The organism is Niallia circulans (assembly GCF_003726095.1).
Taxonomy (GTDB): Bacteria; Bacillota; Bacilli; order Bacillales; family Cytobacillaceae; genus Niallia; species Niallia circulans_A.
In genome coordinates, this window is sequence record NZ_CP026031.1 from 5084883 (window position 1) to 5110745 (window position 25863).

The window sequence follows — 25863 nt, forward strand, 5'->3', positions numbered from 1 at the left end:
GGGATTTGTATTTCTATAGTTTAGAAGAAGGAAGGCGATTTATACATGTTATATCCAATTATCTCGGAAACACGAAATGTCATAGATTTAAATGGCATCTGGAATTTTAAGCTAGATTTAGGTGCTGGATTTCAAGAAGAGTGGCATAAAGCTGAACTTAACAACCCTATTAGTATGGCTGTGCCAGGATCATACAATGATATGGGGGTAAAAGCAGCTATTCGTGATCATGTTGGCTGGGTATGGTATGAGCGCGAATTAACTGTACCTAATATATTGATGGAAGAAAGAATTGTGTTGCGATTTGGTTCTGCTACGCATTTAGCAAATGTGTATGTAAATGGTGTACTTGTTATTCAACATAAAGGCGGCTTTTTACCATTTGAAGCAGAAATTAATAGCTATCTTCAAAAAGGTAAGAATCGATTGACAGTTGCAGTTAATAACATTGTAGATGAAACTACCTTACCAGTTGGGTTTGTGACAAAAAAAGAGACTGCACTAGATAGACATATAATCCGAAATCAGCCTAATTTTGATTTTTTCAACTATGCAGGTCTACATCGGCCAGTAAAAATATATACTACACCGAAAACGTACGTCAGAGATATAACAATTCTAACGGAATTAGATGGAAAGGTTCACTATTCAATTGATATGGCTGGCTCATCCAATATTATCGCAAAGGTAATAGATGAATCAGGTAAGGTTGTGGGTTCCTCAGAAGGGATTTCGAATACCATTTTAATCCCAAACGTAAAGCTTTGGGAACCATTAAATGCATACTTATATAAACTCAGAATCGAATTGCAAGATCAAAATGAAATACTGGATGTTTATGAGCAGCCATTTGGAGTAAGAACAGTCGAGATAAAAGATGGAAAGTTCCTTATTAATAATAAGCCATTCTATTTTAAAGGCTATGGTAAACATGAGGATACTCCCATTCATGGCCGAGGGTTTGATGAGGCTTCTAATGTATTAGATTTCAATCTCATGAAGTGGTCTGGAGCTAACTCTTTTCGCACAGCTCATTATCCATATTCAGAGGAAGTTATGCGTCTTGCAGATAAAGAAGGATTTGTTGTTATAGATGAAGTACCAGCAGTAGGGCTGCATCTAAATATGATGGTACTACATAGTGGCGGAAACCTTCGGAATACTTGGAAAGAATTAAAAACGTTCGAACATCATAAACAGGTGATTAAAGAGTTAATTGAAAGAGACAAGAATCATCCTTCCGTTGTAATGTGGAATATCGCTAATGAACCTGCATCAGAGGAAGAGGGCGCATATGAATACTTCAAGCCATTGGTTGATCTAACAAGAGATCTTGATCCACAGAAACGTCCGATAACTATTGTGACTCAAATTGAGTCTACCCCTAAAAAAGACAAAGTGGCAGAATTGGTTGATATACTTGCCTTTAATCGTTATTACGGCTGGTATGTAGATGGTGGGGATTTACTGTCGGCAAAAGAAAAGTTACGTGCTGAATTAAATGGGTGGCTTGAAAGATGTCCTAATACACCTTTTATGATGACAGAATATGGGGCAGATACAGTTGCCGGATTACATGATGTTGAACCAATTATGTTTACAGAAGAATATCAGATAGAATTCTATCGCGCGAACCATGAGGTGTTTGATGAGTTTGCTCAGTTCATTGGAGAGCAGGTTTGGAACTTTGCGGATTTTGCAACGACTCAAGGGATTATTCGTGTTCAAGGAAATAAGAAGGGAATTTTCACGCGTGATCGCAAGCCGAAGTCTATTGCACATGAATTAAGAAGGCGCTGGACAGCTATTCCTAATTTTCATTATAAGGACTAATGTTTACTGTTTTGGTTTGTATGTCACTTTAGAATCTATTTATTTTAAAGGAGATAGGTTATGTATTTAGTTATAGATATTGGAGGAACATTTGTTAAGTATGCACTTATGAATTCAGCAGCACAGATTATAAAAAAAGCAAAAATGACTACACCCAAAACAAATTTAATAGATTTTGAAAATGTGCTTTTTACTCTTATTGAAGAGCACGATTTATCGGCTATAAAAGGAATTGCGATCAGTTGTCCAGGAACCATCGATACTGATACTGGAATCGTTTATTATGGTGGTTCCTTTCCTTTTTTGCACGAGGTAAATTTAAAAAGAAGAATAGAAGAGAAATATGGAATAAAAGTTTCAATAGAAAATGATGCAAAGTGTGCTGCTTTAGCTGAGTTGTGGCTTGGAAGTGTAAAGGACTATAAAGACTCGGTCGTACTTGTGCTCGGAAGCGGCATAGGAGGCGGAATTATTATCGATGGAAAGGTTCATCGCGGTGTGCACTTATCTGCTGGGGAAATAAGTTATGTCATGAATGGGCTAAATCTGCAAACAAAAGAAGTAACTTATTTTGGGCTAATTTGTTCTGCGGTGGAAATGGTAAAAAGAATTGCTGTAATAAAGAAAATCGAAGATATAACAGATGGGGTAGCTGTGTTCAATTACATTAATAATAAGGATCCAGAAGCAGCAGCAATTTTTGATGAATACTGTCTCCACTTAGCTACACAAATATTAAACTTATCCTATATTTTGGATCCAGAGGTTGTCGCAATTGGTGGAGGGATCAGTGCTCAGCCAGTGTTGCTGCAAAGGATAAAGTGGGCTATTGAAGAAATAAAAAAAATGAATCCGTTTCATATGGCAACGCCGAAAGTTGTTGCCTGCAAATTTCAAAATGATGCCAATCTTTATGGTGCATTATATCAATTTTTCATCATTAATGAAGGGGAAAACGTATTATCTCCAAACAAATAATAAGATTGGTAGACTAACAATTGCAATCTAGTAAGAAAATGTGATGATAAGAATAAAAAACTATTTTTAAATGATGTATAGGATGAATGATTAACCAATATAAATATTAGTAAATTCTTTGCAATTGTACTAATAGGGGGTAACAAAAATGGAAATGAGTTTTCGCTGGTACGGGAAAAATGATTCCATACCATTAGAGTACATTCGACAGATTCCTGGCATGAAAGGAATTGTGACGGCAATCTATGATATTCCTGTAGGGGAAGTCTGGTCTTTAGAGAAAATAATAGAATTGAAGAATGCAGTGGAAAAAGTAGGACTGTATATCTCCGTCATCGAAAGCGTCCCTGTTCATGAAGATATAAAAATTGGACTGCCTACCCGTGATCAATATATTGAAAATTATAAAGAAACAATCCGGAATATAGGAAAGGCTGGAATCGAGGTAGTCTGCTATAATTTCATGCCAATATTTGATTGGACGCGTTCATCCCTAGACTATGTTCTGCCAGATGGTTCGACAGCATTAATTTTTGAAGAAGAAGTAGTTGAACAGATGGATCCTTTGATTGGAGAATTGTCACTGCCGGGCTGGGATTCGAGTTATAAGGAAGATGATTTATATAAGCTTTTTGATCATTATAAGAATGTTAAGGAAGAAAAATTATGGGAAAACCTTGAGTATTTTTTAAAAGCAATAATTCCAGTAGCTGAGGAAGCAAATGTAAAGATGGCGATTCATCCAGATGATCCCCCTTGGAATATTTTTGGGTTACCGCGGATTATTACAAATAAAGCTAATCTAGAACGCTTACTTTCTATTGTTGACAGCCCTTTTAACGGCTTAACGATGTGCAGCGGTTCTCTGGGGGCGGAACCAGCTAATGATTTCCCTCAAATGCTTCGATACTTTGGTAACAAGGGGCGAGTTCACTTTGTACATGCCCGAAATATTAAGTTGACAGGGAACAGATCATTTCAGGAATCTGCCCATATGACAGAGTATGGTTCTATTGATATGTATGAAGTAATACATGCATTAAAAGAGTTTAATTACTCAGGGCCGATTCGTCCAGATCATGGCAGAATGATCTGGGGAGAAACAGGGAAACCAGGCTATGGTTTATATGACCGTGCGCTAGGAGCTGCTTACCTCCTCGGATTATGGGAAGCGGAAAATAAAAATAGAAAGATTTAGGGGGAATTAAATGTGAATATTCCATTACAAGTCAATTTATCAAATAAAGTTGCTGTAGTAACAGGTGGTAATGGATTATTAGGTTCATACTTTTCGAAAGCGTTAGCAAGATGTGGGGCTAAAGTTGCTATTCTTGGTCGTAATCAGGATACCGCTGATCAGGTTGCGAGAGAGATTATAGAGGAAGGTGGAGAGGCATTAGGAGTAGCGGCAAATGTTCTCCAACGAGATTCACTGGAGAAGGCAAGAGAGTTAATAGAGAATAAGTTAGGAGCATGTGATATTCTCGTTAATAATGCGGGAGGAAATCATCCTCTTGGAACCACAGATGATGAATTTTTTGATAGGGAAAAAGCAAGAAATCATCCAGAATATAAGACGTTCTTTGATCTCGAATCAGAAGGTGTTGAATCTGTTTTTGAACTTAATTTTCTTGGAACATTTCTACCATCTCAAGTTTTCGCTAAAGCGATGACTGAGAGAGAGGGTGGGTGCATTATAAATATTTCATCGATGAATGCCTACACACCATTAACTAAAATACCGGCATATAGTGGGGCAAAGGCGGCGATAAACAATTTCACACAATGGTTATCTGTTTATTTTGCAAAAGCAGGTATTCGAGTTAATGCGATTGCACCGGGATTTTTTGTAACGAAGCAAAATGAATCTTTATTATATAAAGAAGATGGAAGCCCTTCGCCAAGAGCGGAAAATATATTGCATAATACGCCAATGGATCGATTCGGAGAACCCGAAGAGTTAGTTGGTGGATTATTATTTTTAGCCAGTGACAAAGCATCAAGCTTTATAACAGGCATGACACTGCCGATTGATGGAGGATTTTCTTCGTATTCTGGAGTTTGATATTCATTAAAGGTATTTTCTGGAAAGTAGTTATAAAACAAGTTGAAATATTTGACAAAAAAATCAATTTGTGCTATAATTCACAATAATAAACATTGCTGATATAATAAGATTCTCCTGGCCGGGGGGAATCTTTTTTTTTTGGGGTGTTAGCGATGAAGAATAATGAATCAAGTTTAACTTCTTTAGTTTCAGCATTTAGTCGAGCATATCATGTGAAAGAGGACTGCCCGATTATATTCAATGATTATATAGCGCAAGATTTCTTATCACCAGAAGAATATCAAGCCATTGCAGCAAATATGTCTAATGGCATTACTTTTTTTAGTTCTGAAATGGCTGAAAAATTTAAAGGTGATCAGGACGCAATATTAAAGTGGGTTACACAAATTCAACTATCACCAACACCACTTGCTAGAGCGGCCTACGCAGAAAATGTTGTACGGAACGAATGCCAGCACGGGGCGGAACAATATGTCATTATGGGTGCAGGTTTAGATACTTTTGCTTGGCGTCATGATACATTACCAAATGTTACTGTATATGAAGTTGACCACCCATCCACACAAAAATTTAAGATAGAACGGTTAGAGCAAGCAGGCTATGAAATTCCTTCCCATTTAAAGTTTGTAGCAATGGATTTCACGAAAGAGCTTTCGTTAGAAAAACTAGCTGCGGCAGGATTGGACCTGTCTAAGAAAACAGTTTTTAGTTTACTTGGGGTATCTTATTATTTAACAAAAGATGTGCTTCAACAGTTGCTGCATGCCTTCTTTAAAGACCTTTCAAAAGGAAGTTCAATTATTTTTGATTTTGCCGATGAGGGTTTGTTTACAGAACCTGGTATTTTTAATCGTGTGCAAAATATGGTCCAGATGGCACAAGCTGCCGGAGAACCAATGAAGTTTGCTGCTTCTCTTGCAGAATTAGAAGATTTACTTGCTAATGAGCAGTTATTAATTTATGAACATCTATCACCACAAGAAATTCAACAGCAGTTTTTTTCTGATCGGGATGATAACCTGCAAGCATTTGAAACCATTCACTATATACATGCAGTGAAAAATTAATAATGTTCTCATCTTACCAATCCTTATCCGGTCCTATTTATGACAATCGGGTAAGGATTTTTGTTTTTCTTTATAAAAGTTCTCTTTATAATTGAGAATAATTATCATTTGTTGTATAGTAGATAGTACGATACCGATAATGTAGAGGAGAATATAGCATGCAAATATACTGGACGAAAATAAATAAGATTGTTGAGGAAAACCCAGAGGTTAAAACTTACTTGCTTGACCGTCCGCAAGACTTTACATGGGAAGAAGGTTCCCACACACATTTCGCTTTGAGAGGTTTCAATGCCGGAGACAAACCAAATCGCAGTTTGATTCGTCATATGTCTATCTCTTCTTTACCACACGAAAATGTAATCGGCATAACAACGCGCATTAGAGAGCAATGCTCAGAATTTAAATCGATTTTAAGAAATCTTGAAGTAGGCAATGAAGTCGCAATCTTTAAAACACATTCAAACTTACCGCTTAAAAGAGAAAACAAAAATGTTTATCTGCTATCCTCAGGTGTTGGGCTGGCAACTTTTAGACCGATTGTACTGGATTATTTGGAACGCGCTGACAACGTCACTCACATTCATTCTTTGAATATTGATTCATCAAAAGCCTTTTTATTTACAGATATTTTTACATCTGTACCTGACAAAAAGTTTGAAGCCCAGTTTGTCGATAACCGTAATGATTATTATGAAGAAGTGAAAAATTTAGCTGCAGACAGGGATGGTCTATTCTATGTTGTTGGCAGTGACGACTTCTTGATGCAGAACATTGAAGTATTGCATGAACAGGGCATCAAGCCAGAACAGATTATGCTCGATAAACGTGAAGATCAGCTGCCTAAGTTTCTTGCTCAGTAAATTGGCTATGGATAGAAATCTACTTTAAATAGAAAAGGACTGGAAAGCCAGTCCTTTTCTATTTAAACCATCCTTTTTCCTTAAATCTAGTGATAGCTTCTATGCGGTTTTTTACTTCGAGTTTATCAAGTATCATGCTGATATAGTTTCTTACAGTGCCTGTTTTAATGGAGAGCTCTTGGGCGATTTCTTTTGTATTTTTGCCGTTCGCAACAAGCATCAGTACTTCTTTTTCCCGTTCAGTAAGAGGATTTTCTTCTTTGTAAACATCATCAACCAATTCTGGTGCGTAAATTCTTTTTCCTTCCATTACACTGCGGATGCTATTGGCTAAATCGTCGCTAGGACTGTCCTTGAGCAAATAGGCAGATACGCCAGCCTTCAATGCGCGCTGGAAATAACCAGATCTTGCAAAAGTAGTTAAGATAATGACTTTGCAAGGGTGGCTCATAAGTTCTTCCGCTGCTTCTAAACCCGTTTTAGCAGGCATTTCAATATCCATTATACAAATATCTGGATTCTTTTCCTTGACTAGCTGAATAGCTTCTTCTCCATTGTTTGCTTTGCCGACAACCGTGATATCGTCTTCTAAATCAAGCAATGAACCTAAAGCACCTAAAAGCAGGCGCTGGTCTTCGGCAATGACAATGCGGATCATATTAATTCCTCCTTTTCTATTATTTTTCCATCCCGTGGAACCGCAATTTTTACGATCGTTCCCTCCTCGGCACTAATTTCTAAAGTACCATTGATAAAATCTAATCTTTCTCTCATGCCCGCTAGTCCGTTTCCTTTGTGCATATTTTCTTCTTGAAAAGGAGTGCTTCCATTATCTTTAATTTCCATGACTGTTTCTTTTTTATTCTGGTTGATGCTTATAGAGCAAGCGGTGGCATTACTATGTCGAACCACATTAGTAACAGCCTCTTTTAGGCACATGCTGATAATATTTTCTGCAATCGATGAAATTCTTAGATTGGAAGCTATATCGCATGTCAGGCTTATCTCTGCCGCACCTAATATTTTTTGGACAAGAAGAAGCTCGTCTTTTAATCGTATGCCGCGCATTTCAGAGACCATTTTTCGGACTTCGTTCAGCGCTGATCGTGAAGTATGCTGAATATCTTTCAGTTCTATGCGGGCTTGTTCCGGATCTTTATAGATAAGTTTTCTTGCTAAATCACTTTTTAAGCCAATAAGAGATAGCTTTTGGCCGAGAGTATCATGAAGATCTCTGGCAATTCGCTGTCTTTCTTCGAGTTTAACTAAATGTGAAATACGTTTATTCGCATCTTCTAGTTGTTCCTGTAGCTGATCTTTCTCTTTGCGGTTCTGAATATTCAATGGCAATAGAATTACGCCGAACCAGATGATCAGTACAAAAGGCAGCTGCTTTATCAGCAAGGCATCGCCTATTATAATTTTGAAGTAAATGGCAAATGTAGTAACTGCCAAGTGGATAAAATAAAGGATAAAAAAAGGAATCCGCTTTTTAATATTGCCAATAAAGTAGGAAAGAAAAAAGGAAAAATACACATAGCTGTATGTATAAATAGCAAAGGTAGAGATTCCGATTAATAAGGACGGCCATAAATAGATTGTCCAGCCTTTTGACAGATAAGCAATTCTATAAAAAATAAAAAATAAAATGGTAAGGATGATGCCTGATATTACATCAACTGCAGAAGAGGCATGGAATATGAAATAAAATGGCAAAATGGTAAGCAATGTCCAAATATAAGGAGAGATCCCCGTGCTTTTTTTTAAAACCTCTAATCTTTTCATCATCAGTTTCTAACCTCGTTTTATTGACTGTTATTTATTCATTTTAACATAATGGAGCAGCAATTAATGGCCTAATTGCTGCTCAGATAGTTGCTTAATACAAACGGAATCTATAGTGGACCCGGCTGATAGAAGCTTTTATTTATGGCATTTCTGATCTTGCAGACATGGAAAGGGATTTCTTTTGCTTCTTCCATTCATAAAAGCTGATAAATTTTTTGTCTTTTTCATCCCATAAACGGAACTTTAAAGATCGAAGACTGCTTGCAAATGTTATCGTTGGAACATTTTGCAGAGGCTCTGTCTGTTTATGGACCTGCTCTAAATTGTAATTAGGAACCCTTGGACTTAAATGATGGACATGGTGGTAGCCGATATTGCCAGTCAGCCACTGCATCCATTTTGGAAGGTGATAGAAGGAGCTTCCTTCTACAGCAGCCTTTACATAATCCCAATTTTTATCTTCCTCAAAGTACGTGTCTTCAAAAGTATGCTGTACATAAAACAGCCAAACGCCAACAGAGCCGGATATAAGAAAAATCGGCAGCTGTACAAGCAAGAAAGATGACCAGCCAAGTGTACTGCCAAGAAGCACAGCCAATAATACAATCGCCATATTCGTTATATACGTATTTAGTCTTTCCTTCGATCTGGCTCCTTTACGGTTGAAGCGGTTTGCTAAAAGAAATTCATAAATTGGTCCTAGTATAAACATGATGAACGGATTACGGTACAAACGATATTGGATTTTTACCATTAAAGAGGCATTTTCGTACTCTTCTATCGTCATCATCCATAAATCGCCGACTCCTCGTTTATCCAGGTTACTGCTTGTTGCGTGGTGAATAGAATGGCTATGCTGCCATTTGCTATAGGGGAATAAGGTTAAGATACCAGTAATCGTTCCTAAAACCTTGTTAGCTTTACGGTTTTTAAAGAAAGAAAAGTGACAGCAATCGTGAAAAATGATAAAAATCCTTACTAAAAATCCTGCGGCGGCAATTGCGAACACAAGGGTTAACAGATAAGAAATACTTAAGCTTTTATATGCAGCAAACCAAAGTAAAACAAAGGGCAAAATAGTGTTGGTAAGCTGCAAGATGCTAATACTTACAGTGGATTTCTCAAATGGTGCTACAGCAGTTCTTAATTGTTTTAAGTTTTTTATATTCATTTTTAATTTCCCTTCTCTTAATGGATATCTATAGTATAAATATGTACCAATTAAATTGGCAGGCATACATGTCATGCTCGCTATATGACATTTGTCATATAGCGATTTTTCTCGCTTCAAAAAGTCCTGTAAACGAAAGAGGAAAGCATAAAGAGATAAATAAAATAAAATAAAATAAAAAATAAGGTTGCATAATTTTACACTTTGTAATAGAATATTTAAAAAATTGATTATAAAAAGCTTTGATAAGGACATGAGCTACTATTTCGGTTTCCAGAGAGGGAAGAATTGCTGAAAACTTCCTAACGCAGAATAAGTATCTTACCACCTTTGAGCCGTATTGGGGAATTTATAGTATCCAATACCGTAGATGCAAACGTTATTGTACCAAGCCATGAAAAACACTGTGTATTTTTCATGGGAATTTGGGTGGAACCACGGGTAAACGCACTCGTCCCTTTCATTAGGGATGAGTGCGTTTTTTGTTTTTACAATTTCATAATAGGCGATGAAAAGGACATGAATTATTTTTACTGTTATCAGAGAGGGAAGAATAGGTGTGAACTTCCTAGCAAAGGAAAATAATTTACCACCTTTGAGCTATATTGGTGAACGAGAAGTAGTCAATATCGTGTATGCAGCGTTACTGCACCAAGCCATAAGAAAACCACTGTGTTTTTTTATGGGAATTTGGGTGGAACCACGGGTGAAGACACTCGTCCCTTTCGTTAGGGACGAGTGTTTTTTTGTACCAAAAAATGATAAGGAGTGAACAAAATGATTAAGGTAGTATTAGCAGATGGGAGTATGAAGGAATATCCAAAAGGAAGCACAGTCGCGGAAATTGCGGAGTCTATTAGTGTGAGCTTAAAGAAGAAAGCAGTTGGAGCAAAGATCAATGACGAATGGTTTGTAGATATGAGCCATCAAATAGAAGAGGATGTTCATTTAGCAATCATTACAATAGATTCGGAAGAAGGTGTATCGATTATGCGCCATTCCAGTGCCCACGTCATGGCACAAGCGATCAAACGATTGTATCCCAATGTACAGTTAGCAATTGGACCAGTGGTTGAGGATGGTTTTTATTATGATATGAAGCTTGCTCACAGTTTAACTTCCTATGATTTGCAAGCCATTGAAAAAGAAATGAAGAAAATTATCAAGGAAAACCTTCCTTTTACTCGCAAAGAAGTATCGTTCGAGGAAGCGCAACAGCTTTTTGAAGAGAAAGAAGAGATATTTAAATTGGAGCTCTTAGAGACTATACCAAGCAATGAATCGATTTCCCTTTATCAGCAGGGAGAGTTTATTGATTTATGCCGTGGCACTCATCTTCCTTCGACTGGTTTTATTAAAGCTTTTAAATTAATGCGTGTATCTGGTGCCTACTGGAGAGGGGACAGTGAGAGGGAAGTATTGCAACGTGTGTACGGTGTTGCCTTTTCTAGTCATCAGCAATTAGCAGATTACTTAGAAATGATCGAAGAAGCAGCCAAACGAGACCATCGGAAGCTAGGAAAGCAATTAGAGCTGTTTATGTTCTCAGAAGAAGCGCCTGGCATGCCGTTTTATTTACCGAAAGGACAAATCATTCGCAATGAATTAGAGCAATTTTCGAGAGAGCTTCAAGGCGAGGCGGATTATGAAGAAGTAAGAACTCCTTTAATGATGAATGAGCGAATGTGGAAGCAATCAGGCCACTGGGATCATTATCATGAAAACATGTACTTTTCCGAAGTGGATGAACAAAAGTTTGCGTTAAAGCCAATGAATTGTCCAGGACATATGCTTATCTTCAAAAATAGTCTCTATTCCTATCGCGATTTGCCGATTCGCTTATCGGAATTTGGGCAGGTACATCGTCATGAATATAGTGGTGCACTAAACGGAATGTTACGTGTTCGTACATTTTGCCAGGATGATGCCCATCTGTTTGTAAGAGAAGATCAAATAGAAGCAGAGATTAAAAGCATTTTTCAGTTAATCGATAAAGTTTACCGTACTTTTGGATTTGCATACACTGTAGAGCTGTCTACTAGACCAGAAGATTCATTGGATGGGGATGACATTTGGGAATTAGCAGAGGGAGCATTAAGAAATGTTTTAGAACAGCTAAAAATAGATTATATTCTTAATGAAGGTGATGGCGCATTTTATGGTCCGAAAATTGATTTTCATATAAAGGATGCTTTAAAAAGAAGCCATCAATGTGCAACAATTCAGCTTGATTTTCAAATGCCAAAGCTCTTTAACTTAGCCTATATCAACGAAAACAATGAAAAAGTCTGTCCAGTTGTTATTCACCGTGCTATCTATGGGTCGCTTGATCGATTCTTTGGCATATTAATTGAACATTTTGCAGGTGGCTTTCCTGTTTGGCTTGCACCAGTGCAGGTGGAAATTATTCCGGTATCCAATGTTCATCTAGATTATTGTCTAGAAGTTCAAGCGGTTTTAAAAGAAGCAGGAGTAAGAGTAAAGATAGACGACAGCAATGAAAAGTTAGGGTATAAAATCCGGGCAGGACAAATGCAAAAGATTCCCTATTTGCTTGTATTAGGGGATAAAGAAAAGGAACAAAATGCTGTAAATGTGAGAAAATATGGAGAAGAGCAGTCAAAAGGTTTTTCTTTAGAAGCGTTTAAACAAATGATCGAAATGCAAATAATAGAAAGAAGCTTATAAAAATAGGGGATTCAATCGAATTTGATTGAATCCCCTTTATATTATAAGCTCCGCTTATACTGATATTTTTTCCATTGAAACCGGATAAAGCAACCAATACAAAAACCTAGTATGGCAATAATCGAAGAAAGCCCAACTATAATAGAAAAGATATAGCCAAGAACATTCCAATCTAAGAAAAAGGAAAGGGAACCTATTGCCAAGCATACTACAGCAATTATCTGGTTAAATTGCTGCTGATCCCAATCCTCTTGATGATATTCCTTCAGGGGTTTTTTTAGAAAGATACTCGCTGCTTTCATAATAGGATTCCATTGAAATAATAATCCACAGAGTCCTGCGATAAGTGGAATTAGCATGATCCAGTATTGCTGAAAAACTAAACTAAGTAATACAGATAGAAAAATAGTCCATTGATTTGTTCGGACTATTGGTACTGGAATTGTTTTAAGCAGATTAGTCATCAAAACCAACCTTTCTTATAAGAATTATGTATATTATACGCTCTTATAAGAAATTTGTTAAGTTAATAAGCTCTTATTTATTTTGCTTTTCGTCCTCTAAGAAACGCCAGAGTCTATATAGCTGTGAAACGGCCTTTTCTGGGTTGCTAATAAGATGGTTATATAGGGTCGGGTATTTCTGCAATTGAGTTAGCAGCTCTGCTTCTTCACTCGTCATACTATTATCCGATACTTTACTATGATAGCTAGCTCGAGTTTCCTTTGCTTCTGATCTACCTAGGAGGTAATCAGTGCTTACATCAAAATAATCTGCTAATTTTTGTAAGGTATCTGTATCAGGTTTTCGATTACCTGTTTCGTATCCTGAGATAGATACTTTTGTTACATTCATTGCATTCCCAAGCGTTTGTTGAGAAATGTTGGCAGATTTCCGCAATTGTCTCAATCTTTCTGGAAAATTCATCTAAACCAGCTCCTAATTTCGTTACTTCTATTATAAGTTAACGTTTAGCTAACAGTAAATAATGAATTTTTGTTAACAAATTCGGAATTATATATTGAAGTAAACCACTTGTTTACCGTATAATTTTAATAAGGAAAAAAATGAGAATGGGGAAGATGAGGTGTAAAAAATGCATCGGAATAAGCTGCGTATCATAAGAAAGCAATATGGCTATACCTATCAGATGATGGCTGATAAGTTAGGAATTACAAAGTCTTATTATTGGCAAATAGAAAATGGTAAACGAGGATTATCTTATGAGCAAGCAGTACAGATATCTAGTATTTTTTCCAAAACACCAGATGAGATTTTTCTTCCAGATTATATAAAGGTAAAAGACTGTTCGAGATAAGGGTGGTAGAATTTCAAGTGAATTAGGAGGCTTAAAGTGAAGGAGCAAATATACGTAACCGAGGAAAATCTTTTATTAATAAAAGAAGCATTGGATTTTAGTATACGAAATGCATCCAGAGGAATTCTATTCATTTTAGAAATGGTAAAGGAAAAAGTAACAACCAGTAATGACAGTAGTTTGAAGCTGGATGGAATGGAAATGGAGATTATTCTTGTTTCCTTAATCGAATATGGGATTAGTTTAATATCTTTTCATGCAGATAAAGGGAATTTATGCATGGAAGAAGCAATCAGAATTGATCAAATTAAGCAGTATTATCAAAGAAAAAATGGTCCGAAAATGATGTGCTAATCATTCTAAACACTCAATAGCTTAGATGGATTGGTTGATTTTCTTCTCATACTATGTAAGAGTAAAAGGACAAACATGAGAGGAAGATCAGAGTGGAAAAAAGAAAAGTTGGTTTCATTGGCTGTGGAAAAATGGCTCAAGCAATGGTAAATGGAATGCTGCAGTCTTCTTTTTTGAGTAGAGAAGATATTTTGGCTAGTACAAAGTCTGTGGAAAGCGCGCAAATGGTAAGGGAAACCTTTCATATAGAAACGACATTAGATAATAAAAAAGTAGCAAGCTTCGCAGATGTACTTATTGTTGCAGTAAAACCACATTTATATGGAGAGGTCTTACAAGAAATTCTCTCCTATGTGAAGAATGAAACAATCATTGTTACAGTGGCAGCTGGAATAGAGATGGCATACATAGAATCACAGTTATCAAAAAATGCAAAGGTTATCCGCTCCATGCCAAATACTCCTTCTCTTGTCGGCGAAGGGATGACGGTATTTTGTGCAAATGAAAGAGTTACAGAGCCAGAAATTGCTTTTATAATAGAAATGTTTGCAGCATTTGGGCAAGTAGAAGTTGTGGAAGAAAACTTAATGGACTATATTCCAGCGATTAGTGGTTCTTCTCCAGCCTATGTCTATATGTTTATTGAAGCATTGGCAGATGGCGGCGTTCGCAGTGGAATACCGAGAGAGAAAGCTTACAAGTTAGCTGCACAATCTGTTTTAGGAGCAGCAAAAATGGTCTTAGAAACAGGTAAGCATCCAGGAATATTGAAAGATGAAGTATGCACACCTGGTGGAGCGACAATTGAAGCAATTACTGCATTGGAACAAAATCAATTTAGAGGGACAATTTTGGCAGCAATGGAAAGCTGCGATCGCAAAAATCGCAGAATGAAGAAGGAAAATTAATAAGTAATAAAAGTAGAAATTAGGAAATGTTTCACTATTATATTCTTTTTTCCTTTTATATAATATAAAAGAAAAATTTCATAATGAAGAAGAATATAATTTAATTATATACATTTATCGAAATGTTATATTTATTGTAGCAATCAGACCAGTTTAATGGTCTGTTTTTTTGTGTGCAATCTTTTGGTTTTCCTAATAATTAGGATGAAAAGTTTATGATTAATTTTTATATGTCGGGAAAAATATCAAAACAGTCTTAAATGGTGTGGTTAAAGAAGCGGGAGGAATTTAGTGTTGGATAAATATAAAGCAATATTTATTACGAGGATGACACAACAGTTAAATGAATTATTAAATAAACAAGCAACAGAGACCATAAAAAATGAGGAAGTCTATCGGTTATTGCATACGATTAAAGGTACTTCTGGTACATTAGACTTGGATTTGTTATTCCATTTAGTTTCAGGGTTAATGGCAAAGGTGGAAGAGAGAGAAGGAGACTGGATTCAATCTGAATTAAAGAACTTTTTAAGCGAGTTACTTGATATTTGTGAGGAATACGAGCATTTTCACGAAGAGATTAATAAAATTCCTGATTTTAGAGATATTGACGTACCGCTTATTCAGCTAATTGATGATGATGTTTCTTTATTGATTTTTTTAAAGGAAATGCTGGAACGTAAAGGCTGGATGGTAATGGCAAATTCTAATGCGGAGAAGGCGATTGAGCAATTTTACAGAATGCAGCCAGATTGTATCATTATTGATATTAACCTGCCATTTAAAACTGGTTTAGATATCTTAGATGATATTCAGATGCATACAAAACACTCATTTGTTCCAAAGGTTATATGCAGTATTGATACTTCAAGAGAAAAGAGAATAGCTGCATATAAGAAGGGCGCAGATGATTATATGGAAAAGCCACTCGATATGGAAGAATTTCTGATTCGAATTGAGAGACATATCGAGCGAAAGAAAATCTTTGACCAGTCTGTATTAATTGATGAATTAACAGAAGTATATAATCGCAAGTTTTTAAAGGATTCGTATACTCGTTTTATTAGTGATACAGTTCGGACAAAAACTTCTGGTACGATTGCTATTGTAGATATTGATTATTTTAAACGAGTCAATGATACATATGGTCACGTTGCAGGGGATAAGGTATTAAAAGCTTTTGCCCAATTCTTGAAAATAAATATTCGAACTACAGATACTCTTTTTCGTTTTGGTGGAGAAGAGTTTGTCATTCTTTTTCAACGAGCGGGAGAATCTGAAGTTATCGATGTATTAAATAGAATGTTGAAGCGTTTTTCAGGAATAGAATTCGAAGAAAGTGGTGGCAAATTTTCTTTGACCTTTTCTGCTGGTGTATTTGAAGTCATTTCAAATGATATACCATTAAATAAAGCACTTGAGAAGGCAGATGAGGCGCTTTATTTAGCCAAGGAAGATGGACGTGCTTGCATTCGAAGCACCAATAAAAGAAAGGAAGCAGCGAATAAAAAATTATTAAATATTTCGATTGTTGATGATGATTCTTTCATTCGTTCCATTTTAAAAAATATATTAGATTCCATCGAGATAAATAACCTTACCATAAATGTCGCAGAATATGAAGATGGGATTCAATTTTTAGAATCCAAGCGATTACAAGAGAATGGGATGCATTTTCTCATCTTGGATGGAATGATGCCTGTAATGGATGGCCTAGAGCTCCTGCAAATTGTTAAAAAGACGTCTTATCAGCATAATGCTCATATTTTAATGTTGACTGGCAGAAAAAGTGAACAAGATATTGCGGAAGCATTACGGTTAGGTGCAGATGATTATGTTACAAAACCATTCAGTATTAAAGAGTTACAGGCAAGAATAACAAGGTTAATTATGAGGATGATTTAATTTGGAACAAGAGGTAAGAGTATTACAAATTGTTAGTATCATCTTATTTGCTACTTTATTATGCTTATTAACTTATTTAGTCATTAGGAAAGTAATAGAGAATAGACAAAATAACCATATTAATGAGCGAAAAAAGCAGCTGATTGGACCAATTTTTTCCTATCTTCGGGAGGGGAAGGAAAGAGTGAAGGATATAATGCAATCAAGAATAGACAAGCAGGCAATTGAACAGGTTCTCACTGATTTTTCTGAGAGAATAGAAGGGGAACAGGAGGAAGAACGGCTTCACGAACTTGCTGACTTTTACTTGAAAGATAAATATCGGAAAGAAATAAAGTCTAGATATTGGAGTAAACGGATGAATGTACTTTATAAAATAGAAGATTTTCATATGAAGGAAATGACACACCAGGTGATTAGTCGATTATCTAAAAGAAATTGTCATAAAGAAGAGAAAATCCAAATCTATCGGATTTTAGCAGCCTTTCAATATGATAACATTTGGAGCCTTATAAATAAGGATGAAGAGCTTACGGAAAAGAATTACCGTAGTATACTGCTCCGATTAAAACCTGAGAGTTTTAGGAAACTTATTCAACCTTTTTATTATTGTCGAGAAGCGTTACAATTAGCAACTTTAGACGTAATAAGCATGAAAAAGAAGGTAGAGTACATTCAGTTTTTAGAGGATGTTTTCGCAAAGTATGAGGAAGAGATTAGATTAAGGGCTTTGAAGGCAATAGCTGCAATAGGCTATGTGAGAAATATGGAAGATTACGTTCTCTTGGCAGAGTCTGAAGTTTGGCAGGAAAGAATGATGGTTGCCAAACTATTAGGATCTAGAAGTAGCCTCGATAAATATATTCCTTTGTTAGTAAAGCTTCTTCATGATTCTTCTTGGTGGGTGCGATCTCAAGCAGCTGAATCCATCCTAAGCTTTAAAAAAGGCAGAGAGATTTTATTAGAAGTCATTAACGAATCAGAGGATAAGTTTGCTCAGGATATGGCCAGGGAATGGTTAAATAAAGGAGTTTATTAGCATGGTTTATCAATGGTGGTCAATTGCTGTACAAATCTTTGCCTCGTTTATTGCTGTTTATATGATAATCATTATATTGTTTTATACTGTTATTCTTTTCATTTCCATGCTTCAGCTTCGAAAGGAATATAAATTAAATAGAGAAGATACATTTGATGATGTTTCAAATGAATGGTATACGAAACCTGTATCTATCATTGTTCCAGCTTATAATGAAGAAGCTGGAATCATTCCAAGTGTACGGTCCTTGTTGAGCATTAATTATCCTCAATTCGAAATTATTGTTGTCAATGATGGATCAATAGACCAAACACTGCAGAAAATGATGGAACAGTATGAGATGGTTCATATAGAAAAGGTTGTCAGGAAACAACTTACGACAAAGCCTATTAAAGGCATTTACCAATCAAAGCTGCTGCCAAAATTATATTTAATCGATAAAGAAAATGGCGGAAAAGCAGATGCTTTAAATGCAGGACTGAACTTTTCTCATTTTCCTTATATTTGTTCATTAGATGGAGATTCAGTCTTAGAAAGAGATGCTTTTTTAAAGGTAATGAAGCCTATTATGGATAGTGATGAAGAAGTGATAGCATCAAGTGGAAGTATACGCATTGCTAATGGATGTAAGATTAAGAACGGACAAGTCCTCGAGATAGGATTGTCTCGCCATCCCTTGGTTATTATGCAAATAATCGAATACTTAAGAGCTTTTTTGATGGGGAGAATTGGATTAAGTAGACATAATTTATTATTAATTATTTCTGGAGCTTTTGGTGTTTTTTCAAAAAAATGGGTCCTAAAGGCTGGAGGCTATCAAACAAATACAGTCGGCGAAGATATGGAACTCGTTGTACGAATCCATCGTTTATTAAAAGAGACAAAGGAAAAAAAGAAAATTGTTTATGTGCCAGACCCAGTCTGCTGGACAGAAGTTCCGGAAGAAATAAAGTATTTAAGAAGACAGCGAAGAAGGTGGCATCGTGGATTATATGAAAGTCTATGGAATCATAGAAAGCTAACGCTTAACCCGAAATATGGAAATATCGGGCTCATATCTTTTCCATACTTCTGGCTAATTGAGTTTTTTGGCCCCATCATTGAATTTTTAGGATATGTTTATACGATTATTGCCTTGTTTTTTGGAGGCGTATATTTAGAATTTGCTATCTTAATTCTATTACTTTCCTGTATTTATGGCTCTATTTTTTCAATGGCAGCAGTGTTATTAGAAGAATGGAGTTTACGAAAATATCCGAAGGTTTCCCATATCATTTCATTGTTCTTCTATTCGTTGACAGAATCTTTTTGGTACCGCCCGTTAACTGTTTTTTGGCGATGCGAGGGCATTTGGCAATTAATAAGAAGAGATAAGAGTTGGGGAGAAATGAGCCGTAAAGGAGTATCCGAATGAAATGGAATAAATCGATTATTTTCTTTTTACTTATTCTCTTTGTTGTAGGACTTTTAACAAGTCCTTTTTGGCTTTGGCAGTTAAAGCATTCAAAGGAATTAAATGTCTTAATTATGGATAAAACAGTGTCGGATTCCTCCTATCGGGAACATGCGGGATTGATATGGGTGTTGAATAATCAAAAATATGTGAAAACTAACCATGCTCCTTATAGCAAACAACGTGATTATGTCGGATTTAATCCCCTAAAGGAAAAACACAAGCAATTAACCCATTTGCCAAAAGATTTATCTTCCTATGATGTGATATATATGACAGATCAATATGGAATCGATAAGAAAGATGCTTCCAGAATAAATTCGAAGCATATGGAAGGCGGATTAGCGTTAGAAGATGTTGAAAGGGTAGAGTCAGCTTTGCTTCAAAACACCAATAAAACATTGATTGCTGAATTTAATACCTTTGCAGATCCAACTAGTGATCAAGCTCGTGAAAAAATAACAAATCTTCTCCAACTTTCATGGAGTGGCTGGATTGGCAGATATTTTTCTGACATGGAAAGTGAGGAAATTCCTATATGGGTCAAAGAAAGATATGAGCGCATCTATGATGACAAGTGGTCATTTAAAGGATCAGGGTTAATCTTGATTAATAGCGATGATCATCTCATTGTATTGTCAGATCAAGAACTTAATAGCGGAGCGGTTCAATTTTCGACTACCGATAAAGGAAAGGGTTTGTTCAATCAACCTATTATATCGAATTATGGTTATTGGTTTGATATTGTTGCTGCAAAGGATAAAACTGATATTCTTGCTACATATACACTCCCAGTAAATAAAAAAGGGAAAGCAGTCTTATCAGAATATGGCTTACCTAGGCAGTTTCCAGCAGTCATTCAATACAAGAATAAACAATACACATCTTATTATTTTGCGGGTGACTATGCAGATGAAGCAGAGGTACCAGCTATTTATAAAACAGTCGGGTTAGATATGTGGAAAAGTTCTATTACTTATCGCCACTCCTTTTATTGGAACAGTTATGTACCTATTATGAAAGGGATTTTAAAGAACGGTTTACATGCCGAAGATCATGCTAGTACGAATGCGGAAATAACAACTGTGAATCATTTGAAGATAAATACGAAAACAGATGATACGTATATTCAAGTGTTAAAAGATAATAAGTGGACAAATCTCCTTGTTAAAGGAGTTAATATGGGGATTGCAAAGCCAGGAAGTTTTCCAGGAGAAACGGCGATAACGAAGGATGAGTATTTTCGCTGGTTTAAAGATATTGGCGCCTTGCATGCCAATGCAATTAGGGTGTATACCTTGCATCCACCCGCTTTCTATCAAGCATTGTATGAGTATAATCAGTTGGCAGAGGAGCCTTTATATCTTTTTCATGGTGCATGGATTAATGAAGAGACTCTCCTAGACAAACAGGATGCTTACGCGAAGGAAGTGGATAATGATTTTGATCGAGAGTTGAAGAATATGATAGATATCATTCATGGGAATGCATCTATAGCTGCTGCCCCTGGCCATGCTTCCGGTGAGTATACATATGATATATCCAAATATGTATTGGGCATTATGATCGGAATCGAATGGGATCCAGAGGTAGTAAAGAATACAAACGAGAAACATAAACGCATAGCTTCTTATGATGGCACTTACTTTGAAACAAAAGATGCTTCTCCTTTTGAAAGTTGGCTTGCGCAGAAGATGGATGAAACGGTGAAATATGAGGTTGATAAATATGACTGGCAGCATACAATGAGCTTTACCAATTGGGTAACAACGGACTTGCTTAAACATCGTTATGAGCCGAATCCAAAAGAAGATATGGCTATCGTAAATCCCAATCATATAAAGACAACAGAGAATTTTCATGCAGGATTCCTTGCTTCCTACCATGTCTATCCGTATTATCCAGATTTCTTAAACTATGAGCCTGCGTATAAAAGCTATATAAATAAACAAGGGAAGCAAAGTAATTATGGAGCTTATTTACAGGAGTTAAGAGAAGCGCATGATATGCCAGTTCTAATTGCTGAATTTGGTGTACCTGCAGCGAGAGGAAAAACGCATGAGAATGTAAATGGAATGACACAAGGATTTCTTTCTGAACAAGAACAAGGAAATTTCGATAAAGAAATGTTTCAAATGATTGTCGATGAAAATTATGCAGGTGGGCTACTATTTGCTTGGCAGGATGAATGGTTCAAGCGAACATGGAATACGATGGATTATGATAATCCTGATAGAAGACCATATTGGTCCAATCTGCAAACAAATGAACAGCATTTTGGCTTACTTAGCTTTGATCCTGGAAAATATGAGTCACCCATTTATATAGATGGAAAGAAAAAGGACTGGGAAAAACTCGGCATTTCTCCTTTATATGAAGATAGAATGACACAAAAGGGAATAAAATCTATTTATGTAACTAGTGATGAACAGCAGGTCAATTTAAGAATTGATTATCAACAGCCAATAGACTTACAAACAGATACAACCTATCTATTGTTAAATACAATTGAGAAGCAAGGCCAACAAACGATTTCACTTAAAAACGAAACAATTAAATCAACATTTGGCGCTGACTTTCTTGTCAAAATAGCGAATGAACACAATTCGCAAATATTAGTGGATAGTTATTATGATTCTTTCCATTATCATTATGGATCTATCTTGCATATGATCAGGGAAGAAGCTTATGCAAAGAAAAAGGATAATGGAGTATTTCATCCTATTCGGCTGACCTTAAATAAGGAATTAGAGCTACCAGATACTAAAATACCATTTCAATCTTATATAACTGGACAACTTCTGTTTGGCAATGGAAATCCTGCTAGTAAAGAATTTAATAGCTTAACCGATATAAGCGTGAGCAAGGATAAAAAAACGATTGAAGTCCGGATACCTTGGGCCTTATTGAATATTAAAGATCCAAGCCGGAAGGAGATAATGGCTGATTTGTGGCAAAAGGGATTAGAGGAAAGTGTACAGGCTAAGGGAATCCAAATCGCAGCAGTAATGGAAAGAGAGAAGGAAATAATATCTTCCTTTCCCAAGCTTAATAGATATAATGAAATCCTAGCTGCTGATACTAAATGGTATACGTGGGAGGAATGGGAGATGCCAGCTTACCATGAACGCCTAAGGGCTTCATATTACCTCTTAAAGGATGCCTTTTCAGAAATAAATTTGGGGGATTAAAAGGTGAAAAGAATTTTATTAGCAGAAGATGAAGAAGTATTAAGAATGTTAATAGTTGATACATTGGAAGATGAGTATATTGTTGATGAAGCGCAAGATGGGGAAGAGGCATTGCAGTTAATTCATGAGAACCAATATGATTTACTGATCCTTGATTATATGATGCCAATTATTACAGGCTTAGAAGTCATTGAAAAAGTAAGAGCAGATAAAGAGAGAGAGCATCTTAAAATTATGATGCTCTCTGCCAAAAGCCAAGCGAGTGAGCAACATGAAATTAAGGGAGCAGGAGCAGATTACTTTATGGCAAAGCCATTTAGTCCGCTTGCTTTATTAGACACAGTGGGAGAAATATTGAATGAAGATTAAAGATTATTTTGGTAAAAGCATATCAAGACAGTTTGTAGCTTTACTGTTTTTTTTCAGTTTGCTTTTCCTTATTGGCTGTGCCTTTCTTGCACTTAGTCAAAAGCAATTGAATAATCGCTATGCAGAAGAAAGAGAAGTGATCCTTGAAAAAATATCCATCACTAGAGAGTTACAAGATAAGCTAGAAACTGCTCTTTCAGAAGCAAGAGGATACTTCGCGTTTAATAATCCTGAGATGCGATCATCCGCTTTAAAAATGGATGCTAAGACTAATAAACTGATTCAACGGCTAAAAGCTATTGCTACAACAGATGAAGATGCAGTGTTAGTAGAAGAATTAGTGAATTTTCATTCTTATTATTTTCAAGATATTCTCCCCAAAGCACTAAACTACTTTGATGAAGGAGAAGTCGACAAAGTGGTAAAAATCTCAGATGATGGGGGAACAGATCGAATAAATCATATAAAGGGTTCATTAAATAACTATTTACACTCGATGACAAATGAGCTGAATGATAAGGTAAATGAACTCAATAAAAATATCATCATTTTTCAAATCTGTTTTCTTGTTTATATTATTTTCATTATGATGGTTATTTATTTTATAGGACGGGCTGGATTTAACAAAATTGGCAAACCGTTAGCCGATTTATCAGTTGCGGCAAATGAAATTGCGAAAGGAAATGATGCACAGATAAAGGTAGACACGAAGCGAGCTGATGAGATAGGGAAACTTTCTGTTGCTTTTTATCAAATGTATCAAAGTGTTCAAGATAAAGAACAAAACTTATTGGCGCAAAATGAGGAATTACTTGCACAGCAGGATGAACTTCATGCACAACAAATAGAATTAGAAGAGGTCTTAGAGACAGTTAGAGCAAATAGGGAATCATTAAAGCGAAGAAATAAATTAATTAATAGTATTTCGAATTCATTAGATAAAAATGAAGTGTTAGAGAGTATTATTACCCATCTAGCAGCAATTCTACAGGCAGACAGAGGAATTATCTTACTATTAAAGGATCAAGCATATGCATCCTATGGAATTGGCGAAGAAGGAGCAGAGCAATTTAAAAATTATGTATGGCAAGGAGTGCTTGATCGACTAAAAAAGGAGAAAGACCCATTTATTATTACAAGAGAAATGGTATTGGCTGAAAAAGGCTATCACCTTGAAAAAGGATTTACACATGATCTGTATATTCCTGTCTATAATTCGGAGGATGAAATTGCTGCGGTAATGATGCTGAGTCGTTTTAGTGATCCTTTCTCGGTGTTTGATAAGGAAGAATTTATTGCGTTGGCAAAACAAATTAGTATTTCTTTAGATAAAATTGAATTATTTGAGCAAACAGAAAATGATCGTGTATTAAACTACGATATCTTAAATACCATTCAAGAGGGTATCCAGGTAGTATGTGGAATAGGTGAAATAATATTTGTGAATGAAAAGCTTGAAGAAATGATTGGGGACACGAAGGAAGCAATATTTTATCCTGGCTGTGGATGGGACGAATGGAAGCATCCATTAACAGCTCATTTTATGGATGAGGAAGGATTGCTCCAGTATATAGAAGCATCCATTAAGGAAAAACAGACGGATTCTTTTAGTGCTTTCATGAAAGATGGACGAGTAGTTAATATTTATGCGGAGGAACTTTTTAGAGGAAACACTAAGTTCGGAACAATCCTTGTTTATAGGGATATAACAAAAGAATATGAAGTGGATAGAATGAAGTCTGAGTTCGTAAGCACAGTAAGTCATGAGCTGCGAACACCGTTAGCAAGCATCCTTGGATTTACAGAATTAATGATTAATCGAGAGTTAAAAGTGGATAAGCAGAGGAAATACTTACAAACGATATATAGTGAAGCGAAGAGGCTCACTTCCTTAATAAATGATTTCTTAGACATTCAACGAATGGAAGCAGGAAAGCAAACCTATGAGAAGAAATACATTGATCTAATGCCAATAGTAGAGAGAGTCAAGGAAAAGCTATCTATTAATACTAGTTCCCATCGAATCGAAATAAACCAATTGATAGAGGAAACCATGATTATTGGTGATAAAGCGAAGATTGAACAAGTGCTGACGAATCTTTTAAGTAATGCTATTAAGTATTCCCCTGATGGAGGGACAATAGAGATTAATGTCTATAAAGAGAATAATCAGCTGCGAGTATCTTTTAAAGATGAAGGCTTAGGAATCCCAGAAGCAGAGATCAATAAATTATTTACGAAGTTTTATCGAGTCGATAATACGGACCGAAGAAAGATTGGTGGTACTGGCCTTGGACTTTCTATTGTTCAAGAAATTATGAATGCCCATGATGGCCAAGTGGTAGTAGAATCAGATTATGGGAAGGGAAGTACGTTTACACTTATTTTTCCCCTTGTCCATAAAATGGAGACTGCAGATGAAGCATCTAAAGAAAATAAGCAAACTTACTCGATCATGGTCATAGAAGATGATATTAGCTTGGGGGAATTAATCGTTCATGAATTGCAAGATAACGGCTTCCAAGTCGTGTATTATAAAAATGGTCAAGAGGCAATTCGAATGCTAGAAAAGAATCCGCCAGATGCATTGGTGCTTGATATCATGCTTGAAGATGAAAATTTTGATGGTTGGAACATCTTGAAGCATATCAAAAAATCAGAAAAACTCAGAAATATTCCGGTTATCGTATCATCTGCATTAGATGAGAAAGAAAAGGGATTATCATTAGGAGCGCTGGATTATCTCGTAAAACCATATCAAACTAGCCAACTTTCTAAAACCATTATGCAAACCTTATTAAAGATGGGGAAAGTGGGCCAAGTATTAGTACCAGAACAAGATAAAGAGTGAAAGAGTCGCTTTTAAAGGC

21 protein-coding genes and 2 other annotated features are annotated in these 25863 nt (G+C 36.0%); of the genes, 16 read left to right on the forward strand and 5 right to left on the reverse strand.

Translation table 11 applies throughout. The annotated features are described in order from the left end of the window. The first annotated feature begins 45 nt into the window (after window positions 1-45). The 6 genes from uidA to C2I06_RS24370 all read left to right on the forward strand — a co-directional run bounded on the left by uidA (window position 46) and on the right by C2I06_RS24370 (window position 6809). On the forward strand, window positions 46-1833 hold the full coding sequence (uidA, locus tag C2I06_RS24345) for a beta-glucuronidase (protein ID WP_123259051.1): 1788 nt from the start codon (window positions 46-48) through the stop codon (window positions 1831-1833). A gap of 60 nt (window positions 1834-1893) precedes the next feature. Continuing rightward, window positions 1894-2811 (forward strand): ROK family protein, encoded by a 918-nt coding sequence (locus tag C2I06_RS24350; protein WP_123259052.1) that lies wholly within the window; start codon window positions 1894-1896, stop codon window positions 2809-2811. 148 nt (window positions 2812-2959) lie between these two features. Then, window positions 2960-4009: a mannonate dehydratase gene (uxuA, locus tag C2I06_RS24355; protein WP_095330196.1), complete on the forward strand. Its 1050-nt coding sequence runs from the start codon at window positions 2960-2962 to the stop codon at window positions 4007-4009. A gap of 12 nt (window positions 4010-4021) precedes the next feature. Continuing rightward, entirely contained in the window at window positions 4022-4876 is an 855-nt protein-coding gene (locus C2I06_RS24360; RefSeq protein WP_095330195.1) for an SDR family oxidoreductase, read from the forward strand. 155 nt (window positions 4877-5031) lie between these two features. Then, on the forward strand, window positions 5032-5946 hold the full coding sequence (locus tag C2I06_RS24365) for a class I SAM-dependent methyltransferase (protein ID WP_123259053.1): 915 nt from the start codon (window positions 5032-5034) through the stop codon (window positions 5944-5946). A 158-nt stretch (window positions 5947-6104) separates the two neighbouring features. After that, entirely contained in the window at window positions 6105-6809 is a 705-nt protein-coding gene (locus C2I06_RS24370) for a dihydropteridine reductase (protein ID WP_123259054.1), read from the forward strand. Window positions 6810-6867: 58 nt separating this feature from the next. Here the strand turns inward: C2I06_RS24370 and C2I06_RS24375 are convergent, their stop codons facing one another. The 3 genes from C2I06_RS24375 to desA all read right to left on the reverse strand — a co-directional run bounded on the left by C2I06_RS24375 (window position 6868) and on the right by desA (window position 9768). Beyond that, on the reverse strand, window positions 6868-7467 hold the full coding sequence (locus C2I06_RS24375) for a response regulator transcription factor (RefSeq protein WP_095330192.1): 600 nt from the start codon (window positions 7465-7467) through the stop codon (window positions 6868-6870). After that, window positions 7464-8597, reverse strand: a complete 1134-nt coding sequence (locus tag C2I06_RS24380) for a sensor histidine kinase (RefSeq protein ID WP_163186780.1) — start codon at window positions 8595-8597, stop codon at window positions 7464-7466. The genes C2I06_RS24375 and C2I06_RS24380 overlap by 4 nt, the downstream gene beginning before the upstream one ends. Window positions 8598-8736: 139 nt before the next feature. Next, entirely contained in the window at window positions 8737-9768 is a 1032-nt protein-coding gene (gene desA / locus C2I06_RS24385; RefSeq protein ID WP_123259212.1) for a Delta(5) desaturase DesA, read from the reverse strand. 233 nt (window positions 9769-10001) lie between these two features. Further along, window positions 10002-10230: a binding site (T-box leader), on the forward strand. Between the two features lie 37 nt (window positions 10231-10267). Further along, window positions 10268-10495: a binding site (T-box leader), on the forward strand. A 50-nt stretch (window positions 10496-10545) separates the two neighbouring features. On the opposite strand from desA, the gene thrS reads away from it, so the two are divergent. After that, window positions 10546-12456 carry a threonine--tRNA ligase gene (thrS, locus tag C2I06_RS24395; protein WP_123259056.1) on the forward strand — a complete coding sequence of 637 codons (1911 nt, stop codon included), beginning with the start codon at window positions 10546-10548 and terminating at the stop codon, window positions 12454-12456. 41 nt (window positions 12457-12497) lie between these two features. Here the strand turns inward: thrS and C2I06_RS24400 are convergent, their stop codons facing one another. Together C2I06_RS24400 and C2I06_RS24405 are read right to left on the reverse strand one after the other, a co-directional pair. Then, complete coding sequence (locus C2I06_RS24400; protein WP_123259057.1) at window positions 12498-12920, reverse strand: DUF4395 domain-containing protein; 423 nt, start codon at window positions 12918-12920, stop codon at window positions 12498-12500. 73 nt (window positions 12921-12993) lie between these two features. Then, a complete protein-coding gene (locus C2I06_RS24405; protein WP_095330188.1) occupies window positions 12994-13383 on the reverse strand; it encodes a helix-turn-helix domain-containing protein in 390 nt (129 codons plus the stop codon). 169 nt (window positions 13384-13552) lie between these two features. Between C2I06_RS24405 and C2I06_RS24410 the strand changes: the two genes are divergently transcribed. From C2I06_RS24410 to C2I06_RS24450, 9 genes are all read left to right on the forward strand, one after another. Further along, entirely contained in the window at window positions 13553-13774 is a 222-nt protein-coding gene (locus tag C2I06_RS24410; RefSeq protein WP_095330187.1) for a helix-turn-helix transcriptional regulator, read from the forward strand. Window positions 13775-13810: 36 nt separating this feature from the next. Further along, complete coding sequence (locus C2I06_RS24415; protein WP_095330186.1) at window positions 13811-14128, forward strand: hypothetical protein; 318 nt, start codon at window positions 13811-13813, stop codon at window positions 14126-14128. A gap of 92 nt (window positions 14129-14220) precedes the next feature. Further along, entirely contained in the window at window positions 14221-15036 is an 816-nt protein-coding gene (gene proC, locus C2I06_RS24420) for a pyrroline-5-carboxylate reductase (protein WP_095330185.1), read from the forward strand. Between the two features lie 294 nt (window positions 15037-15330). Continuing rightward, a complete protein-coding gene (locus tag C2I06_RS24425; RefSeq protein ID WP_123259213.1) occupies window positions 15331-16941 on the forward strand; it encodes a response regulator in 1611 nt (536 codons plus the stop codon). Between the two features lies 1 nt (window position 16942). Then, the gene (locus C2I06_RS24430; RefSeq protein ID WP_123259058.1) at window positions 16943-17980 is read left to right on the forward strand and encodes a HEAT repeat domain-containing protein; all 1038 of its coding nucleotides are present in this window, start codon (window positions 16943-16945) and stop codon (window positions 17978-17980) included. A 1-nt stretch (window position 17981) separates the two neighbouring features. Next, window positions 17982-19394: a glycosyltransferase family 2 protein gene (locus C2I06_RS24435; RefSeq protein ID WP_095330182.1), complete on the forward strand. Its 1413-nt coding sequence runs from the start codon at window positions 17982-17984 to the stop codon at window positions 19392-19394. After that, window positions 19391-22624, forward strand: coding sequence for a hypothetical protein (locus C2I06_RS24440; protein ID WP_095330181.1), 3234 nt, complete (start codon window positions 19391-19393; stop codon window positions 22622-22624). Before C2I06_RS24435 ends, C2I06_RS24440 begins: the two co-directional genes overlap by 4 nt. A gap of 3 nt (window positions 22625-22627) precedes the next feature. Then, window positions 22628-22993, forward strand: coding sequence for a response regulator (locus C2I06_RS24445; protein WP_095330180.1), 366 nt, complete (start codon window positions 22628-22630; stop codon window positions 22991-22993). Beyond that, window positions 22983-25844, forward strand: a complete 2862-nt coding sequence (locus C2I06_RS24450) for an ATP-binding protein (RefSeq protein ID WP_123259059.1) — start codon at window positions 22983-22985, stop codon at window positions 25842-25844. The genes C2I06_RS24445 and C2I06_RS24450 overlap by 11 nt, the downstream gene beginning before the upstream one ends. Window positions 25845-25863 lie beyond the last annotated feature (19 nt).